We start from the raw sequence: 25,621 nt of genomic DNA, 5'->3' as shown, positions 1-25,621 counted from the left end.
GGCTAAGTCCGTCCATCAGTCAATAATTGTTTGAGTTGTTTGATCTGATTCCGTTCACCGGCAACCACAATCGTAGCTCCAGCGGTAAAAGCATAATCCGGACCTGGATTAAAATGCTTCTCCTTATCCTTGGTCACAACAGCGAGAATAACAGCGCCCGTAGCCTGACGGATATCTAGTTCACCAATCGTCATGCCTACGCTCGCTGCGTGAGGTTCAATTCGCAACCATTCGATTAACAACCCTTCAAGCATGACTTCACGCTCATCCTGAAACTTCGGCTTGTAGGTCATACCACCAACGATGGCGGCTACCGCCCGGGCTTCATCATCGTCCAGGGTGACAAGAGATACCATATCACCCATCTCTTCAGGCGTATCCCCTGCCTCCATATGGAACAGGTCACGTCGCTCGTCGTTATGAATCACAATGACCAAATGTTCACCACTTCGGGTATGCAGCCAGTATTTACGTCCAATCCCTGGTAAGTCCGTCTCTTTAAAGTGCATGATCTGCACCCCCTAAGGCCGACTCGTTCAAGGTTTCGCTCCTGAGCTCAATCCCCGTGATACGTATTCGCATGGATCCTGATGGTGTATGAACAGACCTGACTTCCCCTTTACTGCCAAGCAATAATTGACTGCCTACTGGAGAGAGGAAGGAAATCCGCCCCTCATCGGGATCCGTATCTTCTGGCATCACAATCATGAACGAATCTGACGTATGAAAATCGATATATTCAAAATCAATATGACTGCCAATCAATACAGCCGAGTCCAGATCTTCATCAGGGCCCAGGAGCAGTTTTTCCACATACTCCGTGTACGCTGACAGTTGTTTTTCCAATTGTATCCTTTCCGGATCACGCACGTCGAAATAGGCGTCGAGAAATGTTCTTTTCTCTTCACCGAATGTAAATAGCTGGCTGACCAGCTTCTCTCTGCAATTATGGCGGGAAGTCCTATGGTTCATAGTAGATTTCACCCCCTATACAAGCCTTGTTCTCCATATTAATAGGCATGTTTCTCTTCATCATCTTGTTGTCCTCCTTCTAATTGTTAAAAGGCCCCGAGATACGAGACCTTCTTACCATCTTACCAAAAGAAAAATATTAATCCAGTGTATTCAGCTAACTTGCTGTTAATGTTAATTAATTTGGTTTTATTATACATTTAATAATCTAATTCTTTACATTAGATGATAGATCCATAGAACATTTTAATTACGGCATAAAAAACATTTTATGGATTTCTATCTCGTATTTTTATTTGCTTTAATGTATATTTAACTACAAACTTTTATGCAATTTATACAAATAAGCATCTACAGACTTTAACACAATAAAGGAGTGCATCGAAAAAGTGTCCACGATAACAAAAGAAACTACAGAGTCCGTTCAAGTTACTGCCGCAGAATATGTTCATTCCGTCTATGAGTCGGTTGTCGCCAGAAATCCGCATGAAGACGAGTTCCATCAAGCTGTCAAAGAAATTTTGGATTCCCTTATTCCTGTTATTGAAGCACACCCTAAATACAGGAACCATAGTCTGCTGGAACAGCTGGTCGAGCCAGAACGTGTAATCACATTCCGTGTCCCGTGGGTAGATGATCAGGGCAAAGTTCAGGTTAACCGTGGATTCCGGGTGCAATTCAACAGTGCCATTGGCCCTTACAAAGGCGGACTTCGCTTCCACCCTTCTGTATACTCGGGCATTATTAAGTTCCTCGGCTTCGAACAGATCTTTAAAAATGCTTTGACTGGTCTGCCTATCGGTGGTGGTAAAGGCGGTTCTGATTTCGATCCCAAAGGAAAATCGGATCTGGAAGTCATGCGTTTCACGCAAAGCTTCATGACAGAGTTATACAAATATATCGGCTCGGATACCGATGTACCGGCAGGTGATATTGGTGTAGGCGCTAGGGAAATCGGTTACATGTTCGGTCAATACAAACGTATCCATGGCGGACATGAAGCAGGCGTATTGACAGGTAAAGGTCTGCTGTACGGAGGAAGCTTGGCACGCAAGGAAGCCACTGGCTTTGGCTGTGTGTACTTCGTGAAGGAGATGCTGCAATCCAAAGATCTCAGCTTCCAAGACAGTACTGTCGTTGTCTCTGGCTCAGGTAATGTATCCATCTATGCTATTCAGAAGGCCCAGGAGCTTGGAGCCAAAGTCGTGGCATGTAGTGACTCAGGCGGCTACATCCATGATCCACAAGGCATCAACCTGGATACCGTGAAACGTCTGAAAGAGGTTGATCGTCTTCGCATCAGCGAATACATCAAGGAACATCCGCATGCTACATATACCGAAGGCTGCGAAGGCATCTGGTCTATTCCTTGTGATATCGCTCTTCCGTGTGCGACGCAAAATGAGATCGATGAAGAAGCTGCGGCCCTTCTGGTCAAAGGTGGCGTGAAAGCCATTGGCGAAGGCGCAAATATGCCTTCCACCCTCGCTGCCATCGACATCTTCCACGGCGCTGGCGTACTGTTTGGACCAGCCAAAGCGGCTAATGCTGGCGGTGTAGCCGTGTCTGCTCTTGAAATGTCACAGAACAGCATGCGGTTGTCCTGGTCATTTGAAGAAGTAGACGCCAAACTGCATGACATCATGAAGAATATTTACAACAGCTGTGTCGAAGCTGCCGAAGAATATGGCTGTGAAGGTAACCTCGTCGCCGGAGCAAATATCGCCGGTTTCCTCAAGGTAGCCGATTCCATGATTGCTCAAGGTGTCGTTTAATTTGAATATGTGATTCCCCACGATGAAAGGGCGTTCCCATCTTATTTGGGGAATCGCCCTTTTTTTCATTGCCTTTAATTGCTCTAATCGCAGGGCAATGGTAAAGTGGTACAGACGTAATTCCATTGATTTGTATTCGTATAAGGAAGTGTTTACATTGTCTAACCAACCATTTGCCAGTACTGCGAGTCCTCATCTGAGCGCAGACTGCGAGCAATGTTTTGGCCTATGCTGTGTTGCCTTGCCCTATGGCAAGTCATCTGACTTTGCTTTTGACAAGGACAGCGGCACACCCTGTCCCAATCTGCGCACGGACAATCGCTGCGGCATTCATACCCAGCTTCGGCAGAAAGGGTTCAAAGGCTGTACAGTGTACGACTGTTTTGGAGCTGGACAGAAGCTGTCTCAAGTGACCTACGCGGGCAAGGATTGGCGAGATCATCCAGAATCTGCTAAGGAGATGTTCGATTGTCTGCCTGCCTTGCGACAACTTCACGAGTTGCTCAGTTATATGAAGGAAATGATGATGAGACCGGAGACGTCATCCCTTCACTCGGCATTCGGTGAGTTGTACCAGGAGATCGAGCGCTTGAGCAATCTGGAGCCTGCGGCACTTCTCCGTCTGGACATCTCTGATTATCGGTCCACTGTGAATCAACTCTTGATTCAGGCAAGTGAGATGGTACGTGCGAATGTGCCACCCACTGCTCATGGACAAGGGAAGTCGAAGAAGAGTAAAAAACGTACCGGAAGTGACTTTTTTGGTGCCAACTTAAAAGGGGCTGACCTGCGGGGCGCGAGCTTCCGAGGAGCTTTAATGATCGCAGCCAACCTCCAAAATGCAGATATGCGAAATGCCGATTGGATTGGTGCAGACTTGCGCGATACGGATCTGGGCGGTGCAGACCTGAGAGGTGGCATTTTCCTCACGCAATCGCAGATTAATGCAGCCAAAGGTAATGTGAATACCAAGTTACCTGATCATCTCAGCATTCCCTCACACTGGGTGTAGCAAAAACAAAAAAACAGCTCGTCCTGTATATCCAGGGACGAGCTGTTTGTTATTGAAACGAATTACAGGAAAGAATCAGAATTATAACAAGTCACGGCGAAGATCTTCAGCCGATTTCGGGGACAGGTGACCGAGCGGAATATCAAATACCGTTTTCGCTCCCTTATGTCCTTCCACGCTCAAACGTTGTGCGGCTCTCGCATACGCCACAAGTACGCTCGCTGTAAATTCAGGATTGCTGTCGAGTTTCAGACCGAATTCAATAATTTGCTTTTGACCGGCACCTGTAACTCCACTACGAATCACAAATCCACCATGTGGCATACCTTCATGCTCGGATTTCAATTCTTCTTCGCTAATGAACGTTACCGTTGTATCGTAATCTGCAAAGTAGTTAGGCATCGACACAATTGTCTCACGGATCTCATCCTGATTAGCCCCATCTTCAGCTACCACATAACATTGACGCAGATGTTTCTCACGTGTAGACAGCTCTGGTGTCTCGCCTGAACGAATGCGGTTGATAACCTCTTCCACAGGTACAGTATACTGTACACCTGCCTTAACACCCGGAACACGACGAATAGCATCCGAGTGACCTTGGCTCACGCCTTTGCCCCAGAACGTATACTCTTTTCCTTCTGGCAGGATGGACTGTGCAAGCAGACGGTTCATGGAGAACAGACCTGGGTCCCAACCTGTGGAAATGACACTTACATGACCGCCTTGCTCTGCTGCTGCATTTACTTCCTTGTAGAATTCAGGAATCTTCGCATGAGTATCGAAGCTGTCTACCGTATTGAACAACTTGGCGATGGCCGGTGTCTGCTCCGGAAGGTCCGTTGCCGAGCCACCACAGAGGATCATAACATCGATCTTGCCTATGTATTGCTCCGCTGCAGAGATATGCTCAAAACGAACTTCTGTGCTTTCAGCCACCATCTGCTCCGGATTACGACGTGTAAACACAGCGATCAGTTCCAGATCCTCGTTCTGTGAAATGGCTTTCTCTACACCTTTACCCAAGTTACCGTAACCAACAATACCCACTCTAATCATGTTCAATCCTCTCCTGTCTTCTTCTATAGTTGTCTATTACTCTATTATAATGATATAACATACCATGTAACCTGTCAGGTTTCCAGTTCGAAATAAAATACCTTGCAGCGGTGCAGCAATAATGCGGCTCCGTATGCAAGGTATTTTGGCGTTCATTCGTTATATTTGCTTATGATTCTGACCAGGTTAATGTCAGTTCAATAACGCCTTCCTGTGACGCTAATGCCCCTCCAATTAAAGACCAGACATCCTGCGTTTCCGGGTCAGTTCCCTGAATAATAATATTTTTGTCATCAATCGTCTGACCTGCATCCGTCAACTTTTTGGCATCGAAGTAATCTTTATACAGCTTGGATACGGTCTTCATATCTTGTTCCGTGGTGAAAATCACCATGGCGGATTGCTTGCCTTCATCCTCACCGGAATTGGCCAAACGAATGGTTACATCTTCCGGCAGGGGGAAGTCACTTGGCAAATTCCCTGGCAATTCATTCGTTCCAGCAGTGACCTCCTCACCGCTATCTGAATCCGATTCGGCTGGCTCAGTTGTACCCTCCGTCTCTGTCACTCCACTTGTTGTTGCTTCGCTCACTCCTTCATTGGTCGCTTGTTCACCAGTTCCGGAGGAAACCTCGGTGTCCACCTTCTCTGCGTCACCTGTCGGTTCATCTGCTGCGCTGCTGCAAGCACTCAAGGCCACCATCATCGCCAATACCGCACAGGCCAATACATAATTCTTTTTTTTCACCATCCATACCACTCCTTCTTTTTCATTTTTCATGTGCTAATCACGCTCAAATGATTGGATCACAGGCACCGCATGTACGTTATTCTTGACCCATATCACAGATACAGATAATACACTTAAAGACAACAGACAACTGGCTACGAGAATGGACAGGAATCGGGTGATCACTTTAAACTTTTTCATCCAGCCCTCCTCCTCATCCTGTTCTTCATGTGTTTGTGGAATCATGTTACTCATAGGTCACTCGACGTTGTCACTAATTTCATGATTTCGGCAGCAACAATATCCGGCTGACTTCTGTGGATACTGTGTTTCGCGTGTGGAACCGTCAGCTGTGTTCCTTGTGTTGACCATGAAGCAAAATCGGCTTGATCAGCCTGCCATGCCTGACTGTCCTCATCCGACGCCTCAGAACCTGCTGTCAGGATGGTCAGGGGAAAATCGAACTTTGTTTTGTTCTCAAGCACACACGCTGCATTGGTTCTGGAATTCCGAACCTCTTCCATGACATTGTCATTGTACGCATGTCTAAGCGTGGATATCGTGACTGCCTTTTTCATCGGTTCCGTTACCAGTTTGGGATCAATGACCAGAGACCCCATCATGTGATCCGATTGCAGCAATGTTCGTGCAATGCCTGTTTTCACCAGAAAGCGGGACCAATCCATCATCCATTCGGGCGTATTCAGATCCGTACGACTATAATACTCCGGGCTTCCGCCATCGATCAGGACCATGCCAGCCACTTCATCAGGATACCTTTGTGCAAACCGCAATGTCTCCAACGCACCCAGGGAGTGACCAACCATGATGTAAGGTGGACGTTGACCGGAGGTTCGCAGCAATTGGTGAACCTCTTCCGAGATGGAATCGACATCACGAGGTTCATCCGTATAGTCGCTGTATCCATACCCGAACCGGTCGTATACCGCAATTTTCACCTGTGACTTCAACTTGTCATATAGCGGGCTGAAATCCACATACGGATTAGGTGTACCCCAACCTGAGGCAAACACCACGGTTACCTCTCCTCTGCCAGCGGCGTAGAGATGCATGTTGCGACCACTCACTTCATAATATTTGCCTGGCGGGGGATAGGACTTCATATCCTGCGTGGATTGATACGCTTCATACGCTGTACCTGCAATCAGCAAAAGTCCTGTGGCAAGCATGATGCCTCCCAGCACCTTTAACCCTCTCCGTAACCCCTTCTTCATCTTCACTACCCCTTATCCCAAAGGTTCATCTATATATGTATGCTTCAATCGTACCCAAGAAATAGCAGGATTGAAACAATCCGGAGTCCAGTCCTTTCCCCAACCAAAGTCCAGTTTCAATCCCCTACCCGTAACGCCAAAAAAACTGCAAATCTCCCATCTAGGAAACTTGCAGTTCATCTAACCCTGTATTCTAAAATTCATACCTTATCCATCTCACGCTAATTCTTACCTATAGTTGCAATGTAAGACCCACGGGGCAATGATCACTGCCCATCACATGGCAGTCGATATGTGCATCTGCTACCTTCGGGGCCAATTGATTGGATACGAGAAAATAATCAATGCGCCAGCCCACGTTCCGTTCTCTCACTTTCGGCATATAAGACCACCAACTATACACATCCGTACGATCCGGGTACAGATGGCGGAAGCTGTCCACATACCCGGATGCAAGCAAATCACTCATCTTGCCGCGCTCTTCAAGGGTAAAGCCGGAATTGCCCAGATTGGGCTTCGGATTCTTCAGGTCAATCTCCTGATGAGCCACATTCAAGTCACCACAGACGATAACCGGCTTGGTCTGCTCCAGTTGCAGGATATATCCCCGGAATCGGTCCTCCCACTCCAGCCGGTAAGGCAACCGGGTCAAATCCCGCTTCGCGTTAGGTGTATAGACGTTCACCAGATAAAACTCATCGTACTCCAGTGTAATCATCCGGCCTTCCGGCTCGCTGTCCTCCTCCATCCCGTAACGAACGGATATCGGCTTGATGCGGCTAAATACAGCCGTACCGGAATAACCTTTTTTGATCGCATAATTCCAATATTGATAAACGTCTTCCCCCAGGTCCATCTCGATCTGTCCGGCTTGCAATTTGGTCTCCTGAAGGCAGAAAATATCCGCCTGACTCTCCTGATAATAATCCATGAATCCTTTGGTCACACATGCCCTTAAACCATTCACATTCCAGGACACCAGCTTCATATCCTCATCTCCTCACATCTCTCCAATATAGCATGGGCTCATTCAGAGGGACAAGCCTTACGGCTCTGGAATGAGATGGTGTCATTGGAATCCTTATGGGCTAACTTGCCTATATTTCGCTTCGTAACTTGGAGAACACCGCAAGGTCAATATATCTGCCTTTCTCGAACTCATGCTGCCGAAGCAAACCTTCCTTCTGAAAACCAAGCTTGTGTAAGAGGTGAATCGACGCCTCATTCTCCGGTTCAACCTTTGCTTCGATCTTGTTGAGCTGCATGCTTGTGAATCCAAAATGTAACACAGCACAGGCCACTTCAGTCATAACACCCCGGCCCCAGAAAGAGGAACACAAGTCGTATCCAATCTCTGCACGATTATGTACATCTTCATAGTTCAGGAACCCACAGGTTCCGATCACTTTACGAGTTTCACGATCTTCAATCATCCAGCGTAAACCCGTATGTTCCTTGAAAATCTTCGTATACCAGTTCATCTCCCCCTGTGCATCCTCCACGGATTCAAAGGGAGTGAATGGCATATATTGAACCACAGCTTCATCGGAATATAATGCGAGCAGATCATGGCTGTCCCCAGCCTCTGCCGACCGAAGGATGAATCGTTCTGTCTGAATTAATGGAAATAGATCAAACCTAAATTGTTCACTCATGCTTGGTCTCCTTTGCAACATTCATTGTAGAAGTCCATTTTACTACACTTGCCTTCATCAAGCTTTTACTATTAATATGTTCTATTAAGGTATTACTGTAGAAAAGGATACATAGGAGAGGACGTGCTATTATTACACAATCATATGACGTTATTATCGTAGGAGCCGGCTCCATGGGCATGAGTGCAGGTTATTATCTATCGCGCAGTGGATGCAAAGTTTTACTAATGGATGCCTTCGACCCTCCGCATACGGAAGGTAGCCATCACGGAGATACCAGACTGATGCGCCATGTGTATAGTGGTGGGCCTGACTATATCGCTATGGCATTGCTTTCGCAGAAGTTATGGCATGAGCTGGAGGAAACGACTGGCAATCAACTGTTTGTTCCTTCTGGTGTATTGAATGTGGTCGATCCGGAGATTCATTCCTTCCGCAATCGATTGAGCCATGCAGATGATGCAGGAATTCGGTATGAAACATTGCACGCAGCCGAGGTGATGAAGCGCTGGCCAGGGATTACCGTACCTGAACATTACGAGGGCATGTATGAGCCTGATGCAGGTTATCTGTATAGTGAACCCTGTATTCGTGCCTTTCGCAAGGCAGCCGAAGCTCATGGTGCTACCTTGCTAACGCACACTCGTGTGGAGCATATCGAATACGGACCACATGCCGTCACAGTTCAGACTTCAGGTGGCGAGACATACTATGCGAATCAAATTATCCTGAGCGCTGGTGCCTGGTTTCAGACGTTACAACCTTTCGTGGATCTTCCGATTCAGGCTGTACGTAAAACGGTTGGGTGGTTTGATGCACCCGAAGCCTTGTATGGCGAGGCACACTTCCCGGGTTTTACACTGGCAGGAAAAGAAGGTACATATTATGGATTTCCAAGCATGGGAGGATCAGGTCTGAAGATGGGCCGTCATGATACGGGTCAGGTGTGGACACCAGGAAGTACGATGGCTGCTTTTGGTACGGAAGAAACGGACGAGGGTGATCTGCGTAGGCTGCTCGAACTTCATATGCCTCAGGCTGCTGGAGCATTGAAACGGGGTAGTGTGTGCAAGTATGAATTCACTTCGGATGAAGATTTTATTATCGACCGTCATCCTGCCCATGAACGTGTATGGCTCGCAGGCGGTTTCTCCGGTCATGGCTTCAAGTTCGCAAGTGCTATTGGGCAAATATTATCCGACTTGGTGCAAAAGGGACACACAGATCAGGATATCAGCAGGTTCGCCCTATCCCGTTTTCGTTAAATACAAGCCAGGTTGATGAACATATGTATGTATAAAATAGCTACTTTCTTGGAGGGTGCAGTGTTGTTTAGAACATTGCTCCTCCAAGAAAGTAGAACACGTAAAAACGTTAATTCATGCCCACTTACACTAATTCACTTTGACGAGGCTCCATTGCTGATTGGCTCCACCATTGTCGGCCCACTGAATGGTAGAGGCACCAGCGGTCAGAGACCCTTGATTGATATCCACCGTCAGGCCGCTGTTACGATTCGCAAGTACCACATATCCTCCCACATCAATGGGCAGCCATTGCTGATTGTTGCCCCCGTTAGCCTGCCACTGAATCAGAGCGGCTCCGCCTTGTGTGGAACTCGAATTCACGTCTAACAAGAGCCCGCTGCCTACATTACGGATATTGTAATATCCGTTACCAGCTGACTCCAGCCTCCATTGCTGGTTGGCTGCTCCATTATCATTCCACTGAATGATCGTTGCCCCACCCGTGGAAGAAGCACCGTTAACATCAAGTGCAAGTCCACTGTTACGGTTGATTAATTTGTAGATGGCGCCGGCTTCATACCCTGTACCACCATTATAAGATGCTCCGGAAATGACGTAAGTTGTAACCGAGTTAGCCTTGGCCGTAGCGGTAAAGGTTTTGTTTTGCACCGATATATTCGTTAGTTGCTGCAACTTCTCCGTTGAAGAAGTCCGATAGACTTGAGCAGACGTGCCTGTGTTTGTAAAACGACTGAGATCATAGGTCACTGTAGTATCCGTTGATTCCGAATTGGTTGTGACCAATACAACTTTGCCCGAAGCTGCATCATAGGCTGCAAGGGTATTGGCATCACTCATGCCGATAATCTTGTATCCAGGACGAATAAATTTGCTGTAATTGCCCATGACATAGTATTTTTGGTTCACGGTGTAACTGGACGTCTGCGTATTGTTCAACACGTTCTTGAAGAATCCCCATCCTTCTGCACTATCCACGGCTTGCCAATACACCCATCCACTTGCGCCCATATTGCGAATATCCTTGAGGATAGTCCGTGACATCGTAAGTCCACTTGCATCTCCATCGCCATATTCCGAGGTCCACAGATGTTTGCCCGCAGACGTCGCTGTATTGCGCAAAGCCGTACGATTGCTTCCGCCATACGTATGGGTGTTGATCTGGGTAATCGCTGATTTCACCGCACTGCTGTAGCTGTTGAATGACACATTCGTATCATCGATACTGTATTCTTCCGGTGCGCTCAACTTCGTGGACAAGCCCTTCGCATTCAACGAAGCTTGTACCTGACTCAGAATGGTGTTCTGATCAGCCCGGTCAAAGTGCATGCCCTCCTGGTCATTGCCCTGCTTCCACCATGTCGAGATCGGTTCATTCAGTGGAGTTACACTATCAAATGTGATCCCCCAGTTATCCCGAAAATGCTTCACAACCTCGGTTAAGTAATCCGCAAAATCATCGTAGTAATCGGGCTTGAGGTTGTTCCCACCAGTTGCCGAACCGGACACATTGCCACTGATCGTCATCCAGTAAGGTGCGGAATTCGCAAAAGCTTCGATGATATTCACGCCTTGCGCTTTGGCAGCTTGCAGCATATATCGTTGGTTTGCATCTGCATTCCAGTCATACACGCCGGGAGAAGGTTGGTAACCAGGAACGGCTTTGCGATATTCAAGGACATTAGATGACGGATTATCACCGCCTCCAATGTTGTACCGTAGGATGTTTAGCCCCAGTCCGGTATTTGCGTTGAACATTTTCTCCACATACTCATCCCGATTGGAATATTCTCCAACCACTTTGCCCCACCACGCGAGGGATGTCCCCCATCCTTCCATCGTCTGATATTGCTTCGATGGATCGGCAACAGCCGTATATGCTCCTGCAGCAGATGCCTCTGTGCCCAGACCCAGACTGCCTGTTAGCAGACTTCCTGCCAGCAGTAGTGAGCTCATTCGTTTTAACCACTTCATCCGCTTCACTCCTTGTGATTTTTTAGAAAAAAACACCCATTATTGTGCAACCTCTCGGAAGGTCGCGTCTGACTTATCGAGTGCAGTAACGACAGCTTCCAGCTTCAGTACATTATTGTAATGTCTCAGATACAGGTTCGGGTTATTAAACGAGGCATACGATGTCCAACTGGCGTTAGCAAGTCCATTGACACGTTTGAATGTCGCGTCATTTCGGAACGTAGCACTGCCATCATTTTTCACGAGTGTAATGTTGCCATTATTATTGCGCAGGAAATAACCCGGATAATTCATGGACTCAAATGAAATGCCTGTTGCATTCGCCAGCCCGGGAACGATACGGAATTGTGCATCTTCCGTTGGACTCACATTGGCGTCGATTCGTGCCTGATAGTTGTAATGACGAATGAAGCTGCCCGGCACGTTGAATGACTCCAGCTTGCGGATATCACCCGGTTGCCCAGTCTCTTTCAATACGGTCATATGCCGGACGAGTCCGGTAAGACCCGCAATCTCTTGCTTGGCACCCCAAGTCTGGAAGTTGTCAGCAGAGTCGCTGTAGTAATATTTTTGTGTTGCATAGCCATCAAAGTAGATTCGCCATGAACCATTATCCAGCTGAACTAGCGCCGGGCCTTCTACCCAAGATCCCCAACCTGCCCAATCTCCTGTACCTTTAAAGGTATAAGGACCCGTTAACGAAGTGGATGTCGCATATTCAATGTATTTGGTGGTCTCGTTCTTGGTAAAAGCATGATAGGTTGAGCCTGTCTTTACGATAAAAGTGTCGATATAATTGGGAGCAATGCCTGCCAGTTCAGTAGGTGCAGACCATGAGGTAGATGCTAGGTTGCTACCTGAAGCGGTAATGACATAAGGTTTGAAATTCTCATAGTTGCCTGGGGAGAGGGACACGATAACGTTCAGACTGCCATTGCTGTCTTTGAACCATTCCGGTGCCCAGGTGTGTGCGATTGTGGCAGGTGTGGATAATGTAATGTTACGAACAAATGTCCAGTTTACCTTATCCGGGCTGGAGGCGATGCCGATGGTGTTACCCGACCAATTGGTGGTGTAGACGACGTAATATAGACCATCTGTGTGCTTCATGATGCTTGGATCGCGAATCAGATTGGACGGAGGTGTATAGGCTGGCCCTTTCAGCAAACCATAGTGGGTTGCATTGTACGATTCGTAGATATACATATTGGACTCACTTGTGTTCGTAAAGGCTGATATCGTATAGACACTTGTTGCTGCTCTGGCTGTATTGGGGAATAACATTGTTACTAGAAGTAATGTTCCGAGCAGCAGAATCATTCCGGCTTTGAAACCGCTGAATCCTCCTGCTCTGTCTTTCCGCTTCGTCAACATCAGGTCATCTCCTTATCCTTGATTGAATGGAAAATGAACTAGACTTAACATACCTTACAGCTACCTGTTCCAATTCCAATTACATGAAGCATCACTCCCTTCACAGATCATGGATGAACAATCACCAATTATGTAAACGGTTACAAATACTAAAGCTACAAATGTTGTCTATGCTCCTTGTACATAGCTGATCACCACAGTTCCCCCATTCCCTTAGTCCAATTCACTCCCCAGACTGAATTCGAAGACTCATGAACCCGGGGTATCACGACTACGGAAATGAGGTGGTATGACTGTGGTAAAAGGTTAACTTTTGCGTTATGTGATGCTACTTCACAACAACCCACGGATAACGGGATGGCATATCGAACAGGAATCGTACCCGTTCTGGCGTTCTGCCTTCTTCATCGAACAAAAGCAATTCATTCTCTTCTTGTAGCCAGGCTACTGGAACTTTGTAATCCTCTTGCGGGCCAATCTGCCAGTAACGACCCAAATGATGTCCGTTCAGGTGAATGGTGCCTTTGCTCATCCCCGTCAGACGAAGCATCAAATTCACTTTATAGTGCTCGGCAATAGTAGGCATATTGAAACGCCAGCGATACCAGACGGGCTGACCGTACGAGTCTTGTGCTCGAATGGTACCGGATGTGGAATGAGCCTTCTCGCTCACCGTAACACTTGATATCCCATCGTCCGAAGCAGGGGCCACCAGATTGGCAGTACAATTGCCACTTTCGGCGTTACCAGGATGTGTCGCTTGTTGGAAAGCCTCGGATCTCTCCCATTGTTGCGGAAGTAACGCTTCTGTCCCTGCCATACGCCAGTCCTTCAGCTCTCCCTGACTCGGGTACGTGATCAGTTCCAGTCGATTCAGTGATGAACGGCTATACGGCATTTCCAGTGTATTCGTCTCTCCGGGCTTGATATACAGGGAAATATCTAACGTCTGGAAGGCAAACCAATCCTGATATCCCTCCATCGGAACTTCGATGCCATTGATACGAAGACCTTTGCTCAAGGCACCCACGAGGATCGCCCGATCCATACCATCCAGCTTAAAACTTCTGCTGAGAAGTGGTGCTCCATGTATAGCGTTCACCTCATCGAGATGCACAAGTCCACTCTCCATATGCCAATTCCGACGAATATCCTGAACCTGGCCACCCAGATACACCGCACCAGTCAGACCTTTGCTCTCACCCAAATATGGAGAGAAGTTCAATCTGCCCATATGCTGCACCAGAATCTGAAGTGTATTCTTCCCTTGGGCCACCTGCAATTGCACACCTGCTGCCCCTACCTGACGCACTAATGCCTGCTGAACACCATTAACGATGATGCTGGCAGTATCCTGGATATCCGGCAAAATGAGGTTAGTTGCCCCTTCGATCGGACTCTCCAAATCACATTCGTACAATAGATAGCCAAAATCTTGTCCATATCGGGAAAAGTCTTCCGGCTGTCCACTCGCTGAGCGTTGCTTGGCAGTTAACGTAATACGTGACAGCTCAGGAGAATCAGACAACTTTGGCTCACTCGGCAGTGTCCTTGGAAGTTGCTGCTGTGCTCCTGTAGAGGACGCCTGGCTGGCATAGAACTCGTGACCTGTTAACGTTCGTTCTCCATCTGTCCAGTCACCAAGCAGGGTGATTGTACGATCCGAATCCGTGATCATGCCCTTGACCTGACCAGATGGCAACACGTCCACGTCATCGAAGCCGATCACATAACGTAGTCCCTTCTGATCTGTTGCTTCCAATCGCCATGTTCGATTCATCATCTCTTGATCCAGAATGACCAAACGAATGGGTGTGCCGTTTGCTTCCAGTTGGATCATTCCCGGCTCTTGGAAATGAAACAGATCCAGGCGGTGTACGTTCCTTGCTGGATCATGCTCGACCAGCACTTGCACCGAACTGTCCAAGACGTTCAAGTCCACGGCTTCCAGTTCAACTATGGAACGCTGCCCTGCTGGGGCCACAATAAACAGGGTCAATGTTCCATTTATCATTTCATTGCCCGTAATCATCGTACCCGCAGTCAGGTATACCTGATCAGCAATCTGTACTCGATCCAGCAATGGAACAATCTGTCCCGGATTCAGCGATACGGGAAGAGTCCGGCCTTCTTCCAAAGTAATGTGCATCGTCTCGCGTTCATCCTTGTGACTTTCCAGGAACCAAATCTTCTGGTTGTCCGCCTGTCTGCCTCGTACAGATAGGCCTTCAGGATGACGTACAACGATCTGTTCTGATGGAATCTCCTCTGTTTCCATCAGAAGGTCCCCGAAAGCATGGACGAAATAAGACAGATTCTTGGTAACCGCATATTTCGGTGTCACCCGTCCATATTCATTCAGCGGTGCATCATAGTCATAAGACGTAATCATGAAGATGTCACTGTTCCCCATCGTTCTGCCACCATATCCGCCAAAATTGGTTCCGCCGTAGAACATGTAATGGCTTATTCCGGTATACCCGGCACGCAGAATCTCCATGATGCGTCTCTCCAGCAAAGGCGCCGTCTTCTGTATGGCAGAAGGCCCTCCCCAGTTCTCGAACCATCCGGTCCAGAATTCTGTGACCATCTTCGGGGTCTCCGGCTGTTTGGCACGAAGTTTCTCATAATGCCCGTCAGCACCTGACCAGAAATTAGCCCCTTCGATCGTACCTTCCGCGCCGCCAACGCAAGTGATTAATGTAGAGTCGATACCGCGTTGTAACAATGCATCCCTCAGCGTATTCATATGTTCACTTGCCGCCGCATCATCCATCAGGTACCCATATTCATTCTCCACCTGAACGAGAATGACCGTGCCCCCAGCAGATAGCTCGCGTTCCCGAATGATGGGCACAAGCCGGTCAAAATACAGATTCACATAGTGCAGGTACGTCTCATTATTTTCCCGGAATTTCACGCCGTCCTTCGTACCTAGCCAGTATGGAAAACCGCCAAAATCCCATTCCGCACAGATAAACGGACCCGGACGTGCAATGACCCACATACCCAGTTCTGCGCACAGATCCAGAAATGCTCCGCAATCGTTGTCCCCTTCAAAGGACCACTGCCCTTCCTCCGGTTCATGCACGTTCCAAGCAAAGTAAGTGTCGATGCAGTTCATGCCTGCCAGCTTCGCCTTCAACAGAACCTCACGCCATTCCTCCTTCGGCATACGGAAGTAATGGATCGTGGCACTGTTCAGAAATATACGCTCTCCGTTCAGGAAAAAACTGCGTGCATCGTATGTTAGTTCAGATTGAACATTGTTCTCAGCCCTGGCGGTGCTCTTCTCCTGTTCCTGCAGCAAAAGGGATGCTTTCTCTGTCAAAGATATCCCCTCCTTCTCTTTATTTATATAAATTGAACTAAAGATTATTTACACTGCACACTTCGATGACAGAACAACCTTCCGATCGCTGTTATTACTTCGCCTGCACCGTTACGCCTTCCAGTACAACGGTTGTAATGGAGTTGTCGGCCGTAGGCACTTCAAGTCCGTTGGCATACACGGGAATGTCTTCAAGCTGCTCCATATTTCGCTCTGGTGAAGTCTGGTACACCTGAGCGGTGGATGATTTTCCATACGTATACCCTTCCAGTTCAAACGCCTTCGTACCCGCTGACAATTCATTACGAATCACCAGCACCAGTCGTTGACGTTCTGCGTCATAGGCAGCCAACGTGCGACCATCATCCGTTGGAATAATCGTTGCGCCAGGGCGAATGAACTTGGTAAACTGGGCCATGCCGTAATACTGTTTGGTCATCTCGTACTGCTCTTCTCCGTTAAAATTGGCGTGGATGAACCCCCAGTTATTATTGGCGCCTTCATCTTCAACTGCTTGCCAGTATACCCAAGCGGATGGCTGCATGATTTTCAGATCGAACATGATACGCTCTGCGAGTTCCTGCACTGAGGTCATGTCTTCATGACTGTGCGGTTCGCTGCCGCCTGTTCCGTACTCGGACATCCACAGCTTCTTGCCATGGCGTTCTGCCAGCGTGCGCAGCTCTTCCATTTTGCTACCATTATAGGAGTGGGTATTGATCTGCTCGATTACGTCCAGCGTGTCCTGATCGTAAAGGTTGAAATTGAACACCGTCTCATCGATGCTGTTATCATCTGCGGCACTAATGACGGTTCCTTCCAATCCTTTGCTCTTCAATGATGCAGCGACTTTCTTGATAATCTCGGCTTGTTTCTCATTGGTAAAATGACTGCCTTCCTGCATATTGCCTTTCTTCCACCAGTCGGAGGAAGGTTCATTGAGCGGATTCAGGGTGCGGAAAGTAATTCCCCACTCGTCCCGATAATGCTTCACAACTTCGGTCAGATAATCGGCAAACGCATCATACTGATCATCACGCAGGTTATTGCCGCCATCCACGGCTCCAGTGACCGATCCACTGATCGTCATCCAGTAAGGTGGTGAATTAGAGAATGCTTCGGCAATGTTCACGCCGCGCTCCATCGAGCCTTGTAATACAGCACGCTGACCTGCATCGGCATTCCAATCCCATTCCCCTGGTTCAGGCTGAAAGCCAGGTACATCCCCACCGGGACGAAGGGCTTTCATCTCCGGATTTTCTTCACCGCCGATATTGTAACGGACGATGTTCAGACCTAATCCTTTCTCCGGATCAAAGACCAAATCCATCACTTCACTAACCTTCGCTTGATCCTTCCACAATCCGAGATCGTTGGCCCACCAGGCAAGTGACGTGCCCCAACCTTCAAAATGATCATAAGACTGATCCAGTTTCAAACGTACCGGTTCCTCTTGGAATACAAGTGTTTTGGATGATTCATTGGCAAAATGATTGATAACAATTCCTCCTCCTGCCAGCAGGGCAATCAGGGCAACCCCCATGAGGATATAACTCCGTTTGCTTCTGCTGCGTTGTTCTTTATGCGCCATGGGCTAAACAATCCTTTCTCCATGTACGTTGGATGACTCCGTTGACCTTGAATGTTAGGTCGAAAATACACACTACAGGCATCATCTGTGTTACTTGATTCCACTGCTTCCACCGCTAATGTTGGCCTCATAGACATAACGCTGTCCGAACAGATAGACCAGCACCATCGGAATGGTGAGGAACAGGGAAGCGATCATGACAAGGTTCCAAGGCGGCATCTGTCCGCCACCTACCGTAGTCAGCAGCTGAACCCCGAGTGCCAGCGGCATTTTCTCCGGATCATTGATATAGATGAGCGGCCCCATGAAGTTGCCCCAGTTATAGGAAAACGAGAAGATCGCAATGGCAGCAAGTATCGGATAAGTCAGTGGCATGATAATCTTCCAGTAGATTCCCGGGTGCCCCATCCCATCGATCATGGCGGCTTCATCGAGTGATTTGGGGATACTCATGACAAACTGTCGAATCAGGAATACGTTGAACGCCCCGGCGAAGAAACTCGGTACGATCAGTGGGTAAAATGTATTAATCCAGTCCAGATGACGGAAGATGATGAACTGCGGCACCATCGTCACCTCACCCGGAATCATCATCGTACTGAGCAACACGATAAACAGGAAACGGCTACCTTTTGCCTTGATTCTGGCAAAACCGTATGACACGATTGATGCTGACAATACCGATCCAACAATCGTAAAGATGGTAATAATGACTGAGTTTTTCAAATACGTTCCGAGATTGTTATTCGTGAAAATCGTATAAAAGTTCGACCACTGGAACTCCATTGGAACGAAGGTAAAAGCTGATTTGACGGTTGTTGCGTCACTGGCCAGTGCAATAGAGATCATGTACAGGAAAGGTGAAGCAAGCAGCACCCCGACCAGAATCAGAAAAATATAGGATATCGTCTTCTCCACAGTCGATGGATTACTCATTGGCTTTTCCCTCCTCGTAGTGCACCCATAGCGCCGATGAACGGAATACAACCAGTGTCAACGCCATGATGATGATGAATAGTACCCAGGCAATCGCTGATGCATATCCCATTTTGTAGAATTGGAATGCATTCTGGAACAGGTAAGGAACGACCATCTGACTTGAATTATCAGGTCCCCCCGCAGTAACGATGAAGACCTGCGCGAAGGTCTGGAGCGCCCCGATCATCCCGGTTACGAGATTGAAGAAAATGACGGGAGTCAGCATCGGGAATGTAATATGGAAAAACGATTGTGTACTTTTCGCACCATCGATGGCTGCGGCCTCGTACAGTTCCTGCGGAATGCCTTTCATCCCTGCAAGCAGCAATACCACGCCGCCCCCTACACCCCATAAGGACATGAGAATCAATGCAGGCTTAACCCAGTTGGGATCAAGAAGCCAGGCAGGACCCTCAATACCAAAGATCGCGAGTGCCTGGTTGATCAATCCTTCCGTCGGTGCAAGCAAGTGAATGAAGAGCAATGAACTTGCAACCACCGGAACGACGGAAGGCAGGTAGAACAGAATACGGAAGAAGGTAATCCCTTTGATCTTCTTGTTCAGGTAATATGCAATCCAGAGCGAGATCGACATGCCCAGCGGAATGGATATCAGCGCATAGAAGAAGGTATTGCCGACGGATTTCCAGAAGATCGGATCATCGGTCAGCAACGTTTTGTAATTGTCGATACCGATGAATTCAGGGGACTGGAACAGATCCCAATTCGTGAAGCTCATATAGATGGAAAACAGGATCGGACCCAGGGTCAGCCCCAGAAACCCGATCAGCCAAGGCGAGATGAAGATGTAGAACCATTTCCCGTCCTTTTTTCTCACGTTAAGCCCTCCCATGACGCAGAGAGCAGATGGAACCCGCATTCTCGCCGATTCCACCTGTCCTGCTGTCGCTGCTATTTGTGCATGTTATGAAAAATCCTCTATTTGTAGAGTCTTTCCAGTCCACTCTGAATTTCGGTTACGGTATCATCAAGCGAGGCTTTGTTATTGAAGTACACACCCAACTTATCGTTAATCAGCTTCATCATTTCGTTCCATTGCGGGTTGAATGGTTCTGCATAGATCGTCGATTCACTGAACGCTGCCATGTTGATTTTTTTGCCGCCATATTCAGCATTCAGGAATTCATCACTGGACAGACCCGCTTTGGTTGCAGGTGCATCCTGTCCGGCTTTGACCATTGGCATCTGTGCTTCCGGTGTGGTCAGTGCTTCGATTACTTTGAATGCTTCTTCCTTGTGTTTGGAAGCGTTAGTAATCGTTAACCCGTTGAAGAATGCGTTGGTTTCGCCCCATACCGGAGAGATATCCCAATTAATGCCTTCCACCTTGGCAAGTGAACCGATATTCCAGAACCCTGTCGTTTCCATGGCGATCTTGCCTTGAGCGAACAGCGGATCAGCTCCAATATTCCCCATGTCGGCAATCTCAGTAGGTGTTGGTCCCGCACCGTGTGTAAAAGTCAGGTCATTCATGAATTGCAATGCTTTACGCACAGGCTCTGTATCGAAAGTTGGTTTGCCACTCTCATCGAACAAAGAACCGCCATTCTGGTAGATGAGTTGCATCCATTGCGGCCACCAGCTGCCAGGGTAGTAACCCCACTGAACTGTCTTGCCATTCTCTTTCACCGTCAGCTTCTGAGCTGCCGCCATCAGATCATCCTGCGTCCAATCTTTGGTTGGGTATTCCACCCCAGCCTTGTCGAACAGATCTTTGTTATAAAAGAGAACCATCGCGCCTGCACGATCCGGCAAACCGAATTGCTTGCCATCATACTTCATGAGGTTTGCAATATCATCGGAATAACGTTCAGACATGTTCACATTGTTCGCCTTAATCATGTCGTCCAGCGGTATGATCTGATTCTTGGAGGCGTAAGCCTGATAGTTCTCGGCGATCATCATGATGTCCGGTGCTGTTCCCCCGGCGATCATCGTTTGTACTTTCTGGTCATAATCCCCTGCAACCACGTTTAGCTTCACGTTAATATCGGGATACGTTTGTTTCACAATATCGAGTCGTTCCTGATAAATTTTCTTCTCATCCTCCGAGCCCCAGATCGTCATGCTTAGATCAACCTTGCCACCGGGCTCCCCGGAGGAACCACTTTTACTCCCGCTGCTGCAGGCTGTCAGACCCATTACCATGACCAGCATCAATAACGAAATGACCTTTAAACTTCTTCTCATACGTTACGCCCCCTTGAACTAATGAATGGATGACCACACTGAAACCCGTTTCATGAAATGGGTTTCATTAAGCTGAAACATAAAACCCGTTCCACTTTATGAAAGGGGTTTCATTCACGCACTCATTATATTTCACCCTTCAAGGAAATGTCAACGCTTTCTTTTCCAATTACAGGCCCTTTATCTTGCAGCAGGTCCTGTACTTTGACGCACAATCAGCTCCGGTCGCAGAACAATCTGCTTCTTCGGTTTGCCTTGATTAATCAGCTCATGCAGCACGTCCACAGCCTGTTTGCCAAGCTGATATGTGTTCTGGGATACCGTTGTCAGTTCCGGTATAACGGCACTGGCGAGAGGTGTATCATCAAAACCCACAATGGATATATCCTTCGGAATGGAGAGCCCATGCTCAATCGTCGACTTGATTGCACCAATGGCCGTATTGTCATTCACACATATGACTGCGGTTGGCGGATTATCCCGATCCAGCAACTTGGACATTTCCCGTTTGCCATCGTCAATGGAGAAGCTGCCGAGCAGTTGCCGCTCTTTCGGTATTTCGAGCCCATGCTCCCGAAGTTTCTTCTGCACAGCTCTGACCTTGACCATGGTGGTGGACAACTCTTTCAGCCCGCCGACAAAAGCGATATCGCGATGCCCAAGTTCAAGTAAATGCTCAGCTGCAAGGGCTGCGCCTGCACCTTCATCGGTATACACCCGGTGGAACCCGCCTTTGGCAATATTGCCATTGACCAACACGATGGGCATACGTTTGCCCATATCAATCAATTCCTGAGCCATATCATCTGGACAGACCTGCATATTGATTCGCCCGCCGAGAAAAATAATCCCGTCTACTCGCTTCTCTCGCAGAATGGACAAATATTCCGATTCCCTGTTGTAGTCGCCTGCTGTATTACAGAGAAAGAATGTGTACCCTAATCCACGAGCCTCATTCTCCGCACCCCAGAACACTTCCGGGAAGAAGGGATTGGTAATGTCCGGCAGGATGATGGCGATGGTGCCCGTCTCTTTCTTGATCAGACTGCGCGCCTGCGCATTGGGCTGAAACTGGTGTTTTTCGATGATGGACATAATCTTCTCCCGGGTGCTTGCACGCACTGGTGCCGTATCATTCAGCACTCGGGAGACCGTCGCGACAGATACATTTGCTTCCTTGGCGATGTCGTATATGGTGATCGGTGTCATAGCGGAACCTTCCTTTTTCTCTAATTTTCCCTATTTTCCCTGCTTATCATACCAGATAAGGAATGGCGATGAAATGGGTTTCATTGTTGGGCTGTGAAGACAGGTTGAGGAGCTTTACCAAGGCAGCATGAAAAAAGTAAGCCTCTCCTCCGTCAACCGTCACTTAACGTGTCAAAATAAACAGCTTGCTGTCGGCATTCACAATCTGTGTGCCATTGCTCAGCTCAACCAGCGACGTATCCCAATGGGTATGTCCGCTGAACACCACTGTCTCCGGTCCAGCCTCCAAGGCCTGCCGGATGAGCGGTTCACCCATAAGCCCAAGCTCGGCGATGCCCGGGCTTTGATGCAAAAGCAGGCAATCCGGCTGCTGCTTCAGCAGCTTGCGTACGGATTGCAGGTACTGCTCTGCCGGCAGTCGGCCCGGCTTGTCCGGCCTGCCGATGATGCCGCCCAGGCCCGCGATGCGCAGCTGGCTGGGTTGGGCGGCACTTGGCGCAGGGCCACCCGTTGGGGGGCCGGCGTTGATCATTGCGGCTGGGCCATCCATGACATGGATGCCCTCGACGCTGTGCAACCGATGAGCATCTGCCTCATCGGTGAGGTCGTGGTTGCCGTGCACGCCGGCAACCCAGCCGAAGGCTGCCCTGAAGGCGAGCCAGACGGGTACCGGATTGCCGCTGGCTCCCCTTTTTCCGCGCAGGGCATACATGTCTCCACACATCAACACGCCTATACGTTCCGGATCAAGCTCTGGCCATTCCACTTCCAGCAACAACCGGACGTAAGCAGGTAGGACTTCACCAAGAAGTTGATCCTCAAGGGCACCTCGCATAGGGTTGCTATCCATTTCGGCATTCGTTCCAACGCTGTTGTACGTCTCCTCATTGGAAGCCGTCGCTCCGCCAGATGTGCCCTCTTCCCTCCGCTCCGCAGCAGGCACAACTCCTTGCAGATCCGAGGTCACAATGAGTGCATCCACTCCATCAGGAAGCTCCGAGACTGTGCCATGATAAATGGGGAGTTGGGCCTCGATCACCTCTCCTCCGGAGATGGTATTCAGATAGGTGAAGTGTTCAATCGGCTGATCGTTCAACATTACGATTCTCATGGGACATGCCTCCTTTTACTTAATTTTACCTTCTAATCTGAGTTTATGGTCCATATATTAAAATGTAAGCGAATTCAATGGAGATTAGAGGAGTGTGAACGACGTCATGATCATTCAAGTCAGTCCGCTGGCAGAAGCAAGACTTACTGAAAAGCTGGGAGATCGACCAGGCTATTTCAAATTGTTTTATGATACCGATGGATGCGGTTGTGACGGAATTGCGGTACTTCTGATCTTAAACGAACCGGATAGCGATGATGTTACCATAGAAGCGGGTTCGCTTCCATTTGTCATCAACAAACAGCAGCAGATCTACTTCGAACCCTGTCTGCGTCTTCAATCCGAGCATAGTTTCCCTTCGTTCCGACTCAGTAGCGATTCCATGATCTATGGCAGCAATGTCAAAGTCCATGATTTACGAGATACCGCAGACATTGCCCCTCAGCCCACCGGATGGTTTGTACGATAAACGTCGTTGAATCAGCACTATAATCAAAACCTCCCAATCCCGGATGTTCTGCGAGACGGGAGGTTTTTTTATCAATTTCAAGCAAATTAATTAGCCACTATTTTCGTAAGCATTTCATATATGTGCAGTGTCTCTGTACCTCTGCCGCTCTATTTCCAACAAGTTTTTCAGGACCAAAGGGGTGAAAATTGTTTAATTAATATAGACTTTAGTTTAATACAAATAGTTACAAACAAACCGTATAATTAGATATTACATATGTATTTGAGAGAGATAAAAAATTGGATACCTTTTTAAAAATATACGTCCAGTAACAACGTTAGAACATTCCATCTGTTTAAAGTATTATAAGAGGAGAATTGAATATTTGATGAAGTTACCCACAATCCTAAACGTAGTCCGAATCTTGTTGAGTATCAAAGTTATATACCTTATTATTTCTTTCAGTGTATTTCTCTATATTTTCAGCCAAAATCCTGAAGCCTTTGCCGGTTATCAAGTGAACGGAAATGATTTAATTAATTTCTCTAATGAAATTACTGGGAGAATCATTTTTTTAATCAGCCCTAGTTTGCTTGCTATCATCTGCATCACCAAACGAAAGTTCAGATCGACTGTTACGTTCCTGAGTATCGCTTTATTTATCGGTCTACTGAATGAAGGACTACTAACTGGACTTGTTCAACTATTCGCCTTGTTAGTTGTGCTCGTACATCGACCAAGTAAGATATTTTTAAAGCGCCAGGATTCAAATGACACAGAGACACCATATATCGCCAAGAAGAGCCTGACTTAAATGTCAGGCTCTCTTTGTTTTGGTTTCTTTGCACACAATCCATTAAGCCTAATTCTAAACCCTCCAATCAATATTACCAAAATTACTTCACAAGAATTTCAATTGGATCCATGGATAATGCGATATCTGCGGTCATATCCACATAGAGATTCTGTATCCCTTTTTTGGATACTAAAAATTCATCTTCTACCTCAATCACTTGACCTGATTTAAATTCAGTTACATATCCCACATCCGTATAATTACGCTCCTCGTCACTCTATCAAACGAATGATATATGGAGAGGGTTGCTCAATTCGTTCATTGATTTCCCTGAAATATCGTTTACCATTGGTTCAATCATGTATCACACGAGTTCAATTAACTTCCTATCTATTTCTGCGATATCACCAATCTCGGATGTACCATCCCAAAGAATTATTGAAGAAGCTTCATCGTTTTCAACAAAGTCATCAAGTTGGCACAGTTCACCCATGAACAGAGCTCCATATTCTGTCCGTTCCGGTCCATGAAAACTCGGCTGGAGTCTAAACTTCATTAGCCCTTTGAATTCAGCTGTATCCAGAATTTGATTGGTTTCCTCAAACAATTCTCTAATTACACATTGCTCCGCATGCTCTCCAGCTTCAATAATCCCCCCTGGAAGTTCCCAGTTTTTTCTCCACTTATTATGCATGAATAGATACTTCCCTTGGCACTTCACCACGATTAGAGCATGTGTTAGTGGAGCGTCCAGTGTACTTGGAATGACCTTATCGTACTCGATACGAATAAATTCCAGGAAAATGTTACCTCTTGAATCTGTCATGATTGCCATTTACATCCCTCCATTTCTTAATTGTTGAAGCAGAAACAAAAAATAATTATAATCATT

Annotated in this window: 22 protein-coding genes; 4 read left to right on the top strand and 18 right to left on the bottom strand. The window is 47.6% G+C overall.

Annotation, left to right across the window (positions count from 1 at the left end):
- Positions 1-2 precede the first annotated feature (2 nt).
- Together MHH93_RS14310 and MHH93_RS14305 are read right to left on the bottom strand one after the other, a co-directional pair.
- Positions 3-509, bottom strand: coding sequence for a cation:proton antiporter regulatory subunit (locus MHH93_RS14310; RefSeq protein ID WP_440390438.1), 507 nt, complete (start codon positions 507-509; stop codon positions 3-5).
- Complete coding sequence (locus tag MHH93_RS14305; protein WP_500054569.1) at positions 499-972, bottom strand: GreA/GreB family elongation factor; 474 nt, start codon at positions 970-972, stop codon at positions 499-501. The genes MHH93_RS14310 and MHH93_RS14305 overlap by 11 nt, the downstream gene beginning before the upstream one ends.
- Before the next feature lie 389 nt (positions 973-1,361).
- On the opposite strand from MHH93_RS14305, the gene gdhA reads away from it, so the two are divergent.
- Together gdhA and MHH93_RS14295 are read left to right on the top strand one after the other, a co-directional pair.
- The gene (gene gdhA / locus MHH93_RS14300; RefSeq protein WP_500054568.1) at positions 1,362-2,747 is read left to right on the top strand and encodes an NADP-specific glutamate dehydrogenase; all 1,386 of its coding nucleotides are present in this window, start codon (positions 1,362-1,364) and stop codon (positions 2,745-2,747) included.
- Between the two features lie 157 nt (positions 2,748-2,904).
- A complete protein-coding gene (locus MHH93_RS14295; RefSeq protein WP_500054567.1) occupies positions 2,905-3,759 on the top strand; it encodes a pentapeptide repeat-containing protein in 855 nt (284 codons plus the stop codon).
- A gap of 81 nt (positions 3,760-3,840) precedes the next feature.
- On the opposite strand, the gene MHH93_RS14290 is transcribed toward MHH93_RS14295, so the two are convergent.
- From MHH93_RS14290 to MHH93_RS14265, 6 genes are all read right to left on the bottom strand, one after another.
- Complete coding sequence (locus MHH93_RS14290; RefSeq protein ID WP_500054566.1) at positions 3,841-4,818, bottom strand: diaminopimelate dehydrogenase; 978 nt, start codon at positions 4,816-4,818, stop codon at positions 3,841-3,843.
- A 169-nt stretch (positions 4,819-4,987) separates the two neighbouring features.
- Positions 4,988-5,569, bottom strand: coding sequence for a hypothetical protein (locus MHH93_RS14285; protein WP_500054565.1), 582 nt, complete (start codon positions 5,567-5,569; stop codon positions 4,988-4,990).
- Between the two features lie 33 nt (positions 5,570-5,602).
- Positions 5,603-5,749 (bottom strand): hypothetical protein, encoded by a 147-nt coding sequence (locus MHH93_RS14280; protein ID WP_315937351.1) that lies wholly within the window; start codon positions 5,747-5,749, stop codon positions 5,603-5,605.
- A gap of 50 nt (positions 5,750-5,799) precedes the next feature.
- Positions 5,800-6,783, bottom strand: coding sequence for an alpha/beta hydrolase (locus MHH93_RS14275; protein WP_500054564.1), 984 nt, complete (start codon positions 6,781-6,783; stop codon positions 5,800-5,802).
- A 232-nt stretch (positions 6,784-7,015) separates the two neighbouring features.
- Positions 7,016-7,771, bottom strand: a complete 756-nt coding sequence (locus MHH93_RS14270) for an exodeoxyribonuclease III (protein ID WP_500054563.1) — start codon at positions 7,769-7,771, stop codon at positions 7,016-7,018.
- A gap of 109 nt (positions 7,772-7,880) precedes the next feature.
- Positions 7,881-8,438 carry a GNAT family N-acetyltransferase gene (locus MHH93_RS14265; protein ID WP_500054562.1) on the bottom strand — a complete coding sequence of 186 codons (558 nt, stop codon included), beginning with the start codon at positions 8,436-8,438 and terminating at the stop codon, positions 7,881-7,883.
- Positions 8,439-8,569: 131 nt separating this feature from the next.
- Between MHH93_RS14265 and solA the strand changes: the two genes are divergently transcribed.
- Complete coding sequence (solA, locus tag MHH93_RS14260) at positions 8,570-9,703, top strand: N-methyl-L-tryptophan oxidase (protein WP_500054718.1); 1,134 nt, start codon at positions 8,570-8,572, stop codon at positions 9,701-9,703.
- A gap of 129 nt (positions 9,704-9,832) precedes the next feature.
- On the opposite strand, the gene MHH93_RS14255 is transcribed toward solA, so the two are convergent.
- The 9 genes from MHH93_RS14255 to MHH93_RS14215 all read right to left on the bottom strand — a co-directional run bounded on the left by MHH93_RS14255 (position 9,833) and on the right by MHH93_RS14215 (position 23,482).
- Positions 9,833-11,677, bottom strand: coding sequence for an RICIN domain-containing protein (locus MHH93_RS14255; RefSeq protein ID WP_500054561.1), 1,845 nt, complete (start codon positions 11,675-11,677; stop codon positions 9,833-9,835).
- Positions 11,678-11,716: 39 nt separating this feature from the next.
- Positions 11,717-13,051: an AbfB domain-containing protein gene (locus MHH93_RS14250; protein WP_500054560.1), complete on the bottom strand. Its 1,335-nt coding sequence runs from the start codon at positions 13,049-13,051 to the stop codon at positions 11,717-11,719.
- A gap of 328 nt (positions 13,052-13,379) precedes the next feature.
- Positions 13,380-16,382, bottom strand: a complete 3,003-nt coding sequence (locus tag MHH93_RS14245) for a beta-galactosidase (protein ID WP_500054559.1) — start codon at positions 16,380-16,382, stop codon at positions 13,380-13,382.
- A 94-nt stretch (positions 16,383-16,476) separates the two neighbouring features.
- Complete coding sequence (locus MHH93_RS14240; protein ID WP_500054558.1) at positions 16,477-17,973, bottom strand: glycoside hydrolase family 30 protein; 1,497 nt, start codon at positions 17,971-17,973, stop codon at positions 16,477-16,479.
- 90 nt (positions 17,974-18,063) lie between these two features.
- On the bottom strand, positions 18,064-18,909 hold the full coding sequence (locus MHH93_RS14235; RefSeq protein WP_036617294.1) for a carbohydrate ABC transporter permease: 846 nt from the start codon (positions 18,907-18,909) through the stop codon (positions 18,064-18,066).
- Positions 18,902-19,789 (bottom strand): carbohydrate ABC transporter permease, encoded by an 888-nt coding sequence (locus MHH93_RS14230; RefSeq protein ID WP_307542940.1) that lies wholly within the window; start codon positions 19,787-19,789, stop codon positions 18,902-18,904. Before MHH93_RS14230 ends, MHH93_RS14235 begins: the two co-directional genes overlap by 8 nt.
- 101 nt (positions 19,790-19,890) lie before the next feature.
- On the bottom strand, positions 19,891-21,162 hold the full coding sequence (locus tag MHH93_RS14225; RefSeq protein WP_500054557.1) for an ABC transporter substrate-binding protein: 1,272 nt from the start codon (positions 21,160-21,162) through the stop codon (positions 19,891-19,893).
- Between the two features lie 180 nt (positions 21,163-21,342).
- Positions 21,343-22,371 carry a LacI family DNA-binding transcriptional regulator gene (locus MHH93_RS14220; protein WP_500054556.1) on the bottom strand — a complete coding sequence of 343 codons (1,029 nt, stop codon included), beginning with the start codon at positions 22,369-22,371 and terminating at the stop codon, positions 21,343-21,345.
- Between the two features lie 163 nt (positions 22,372-22,534).
- Entirely contained in the window at positions 22,535-23,482 is a 948-nt protein-coding gene (locus tag MHH93_RS14215; protein ID WP_500054555.1) for a metallophosphoesterase family protein, read from the bottom strand.
- A 106-nt stretch (positions 23,483-23,588) separates the two neighbouring features.
- Here MHH93_RS14215 and MHH93_RS14210 point away from each other — a divergent pair, with 106 nt between their 5' ends.
- Positions 23,589-23,951 (top strand): iron-sulfur cluster biosynthesis family protein, encoded by a 363-nt coding sequence (locus MHH93_RS14210; RefSeq protein ID WP_500054554.1) that lies wholly within the window; start codon positions 23,589-23,591, stop codon positions 23,949-23,951.
- Positions 23,952-25,093: 1,142 nt separating this feature from the next.
- Here MHH93_RS14210 and MHH93_RS14205 read toward each other — a convergent pair.
- Positions 25,094-25,564 (bottom strand): NUDIX domain-containing protein, encoded by a 471-nt coding sequence (locus tag MHH93_RS14205; RefSeq protein WP_500054553.1) that lies wholly within the window; start codon positions 25,562-25,564, stop codon positions 25,094-25,096.
- Positions 25,565-25,621 lie beyond the last annotated feature (57 nt).

The organism is Priestia sp. FSL H7-0729, from assembly GCF_038005685.1.
GTDB lineage: Bacteria > Bacillota > Bacilli > Paenibacillales > Paenibacillaceae > Paenibacillus.
Note: the sequence above shows the minus strand (reverse complement) of the source record. Positions and strands in the feature narration are given on the sequence as shown.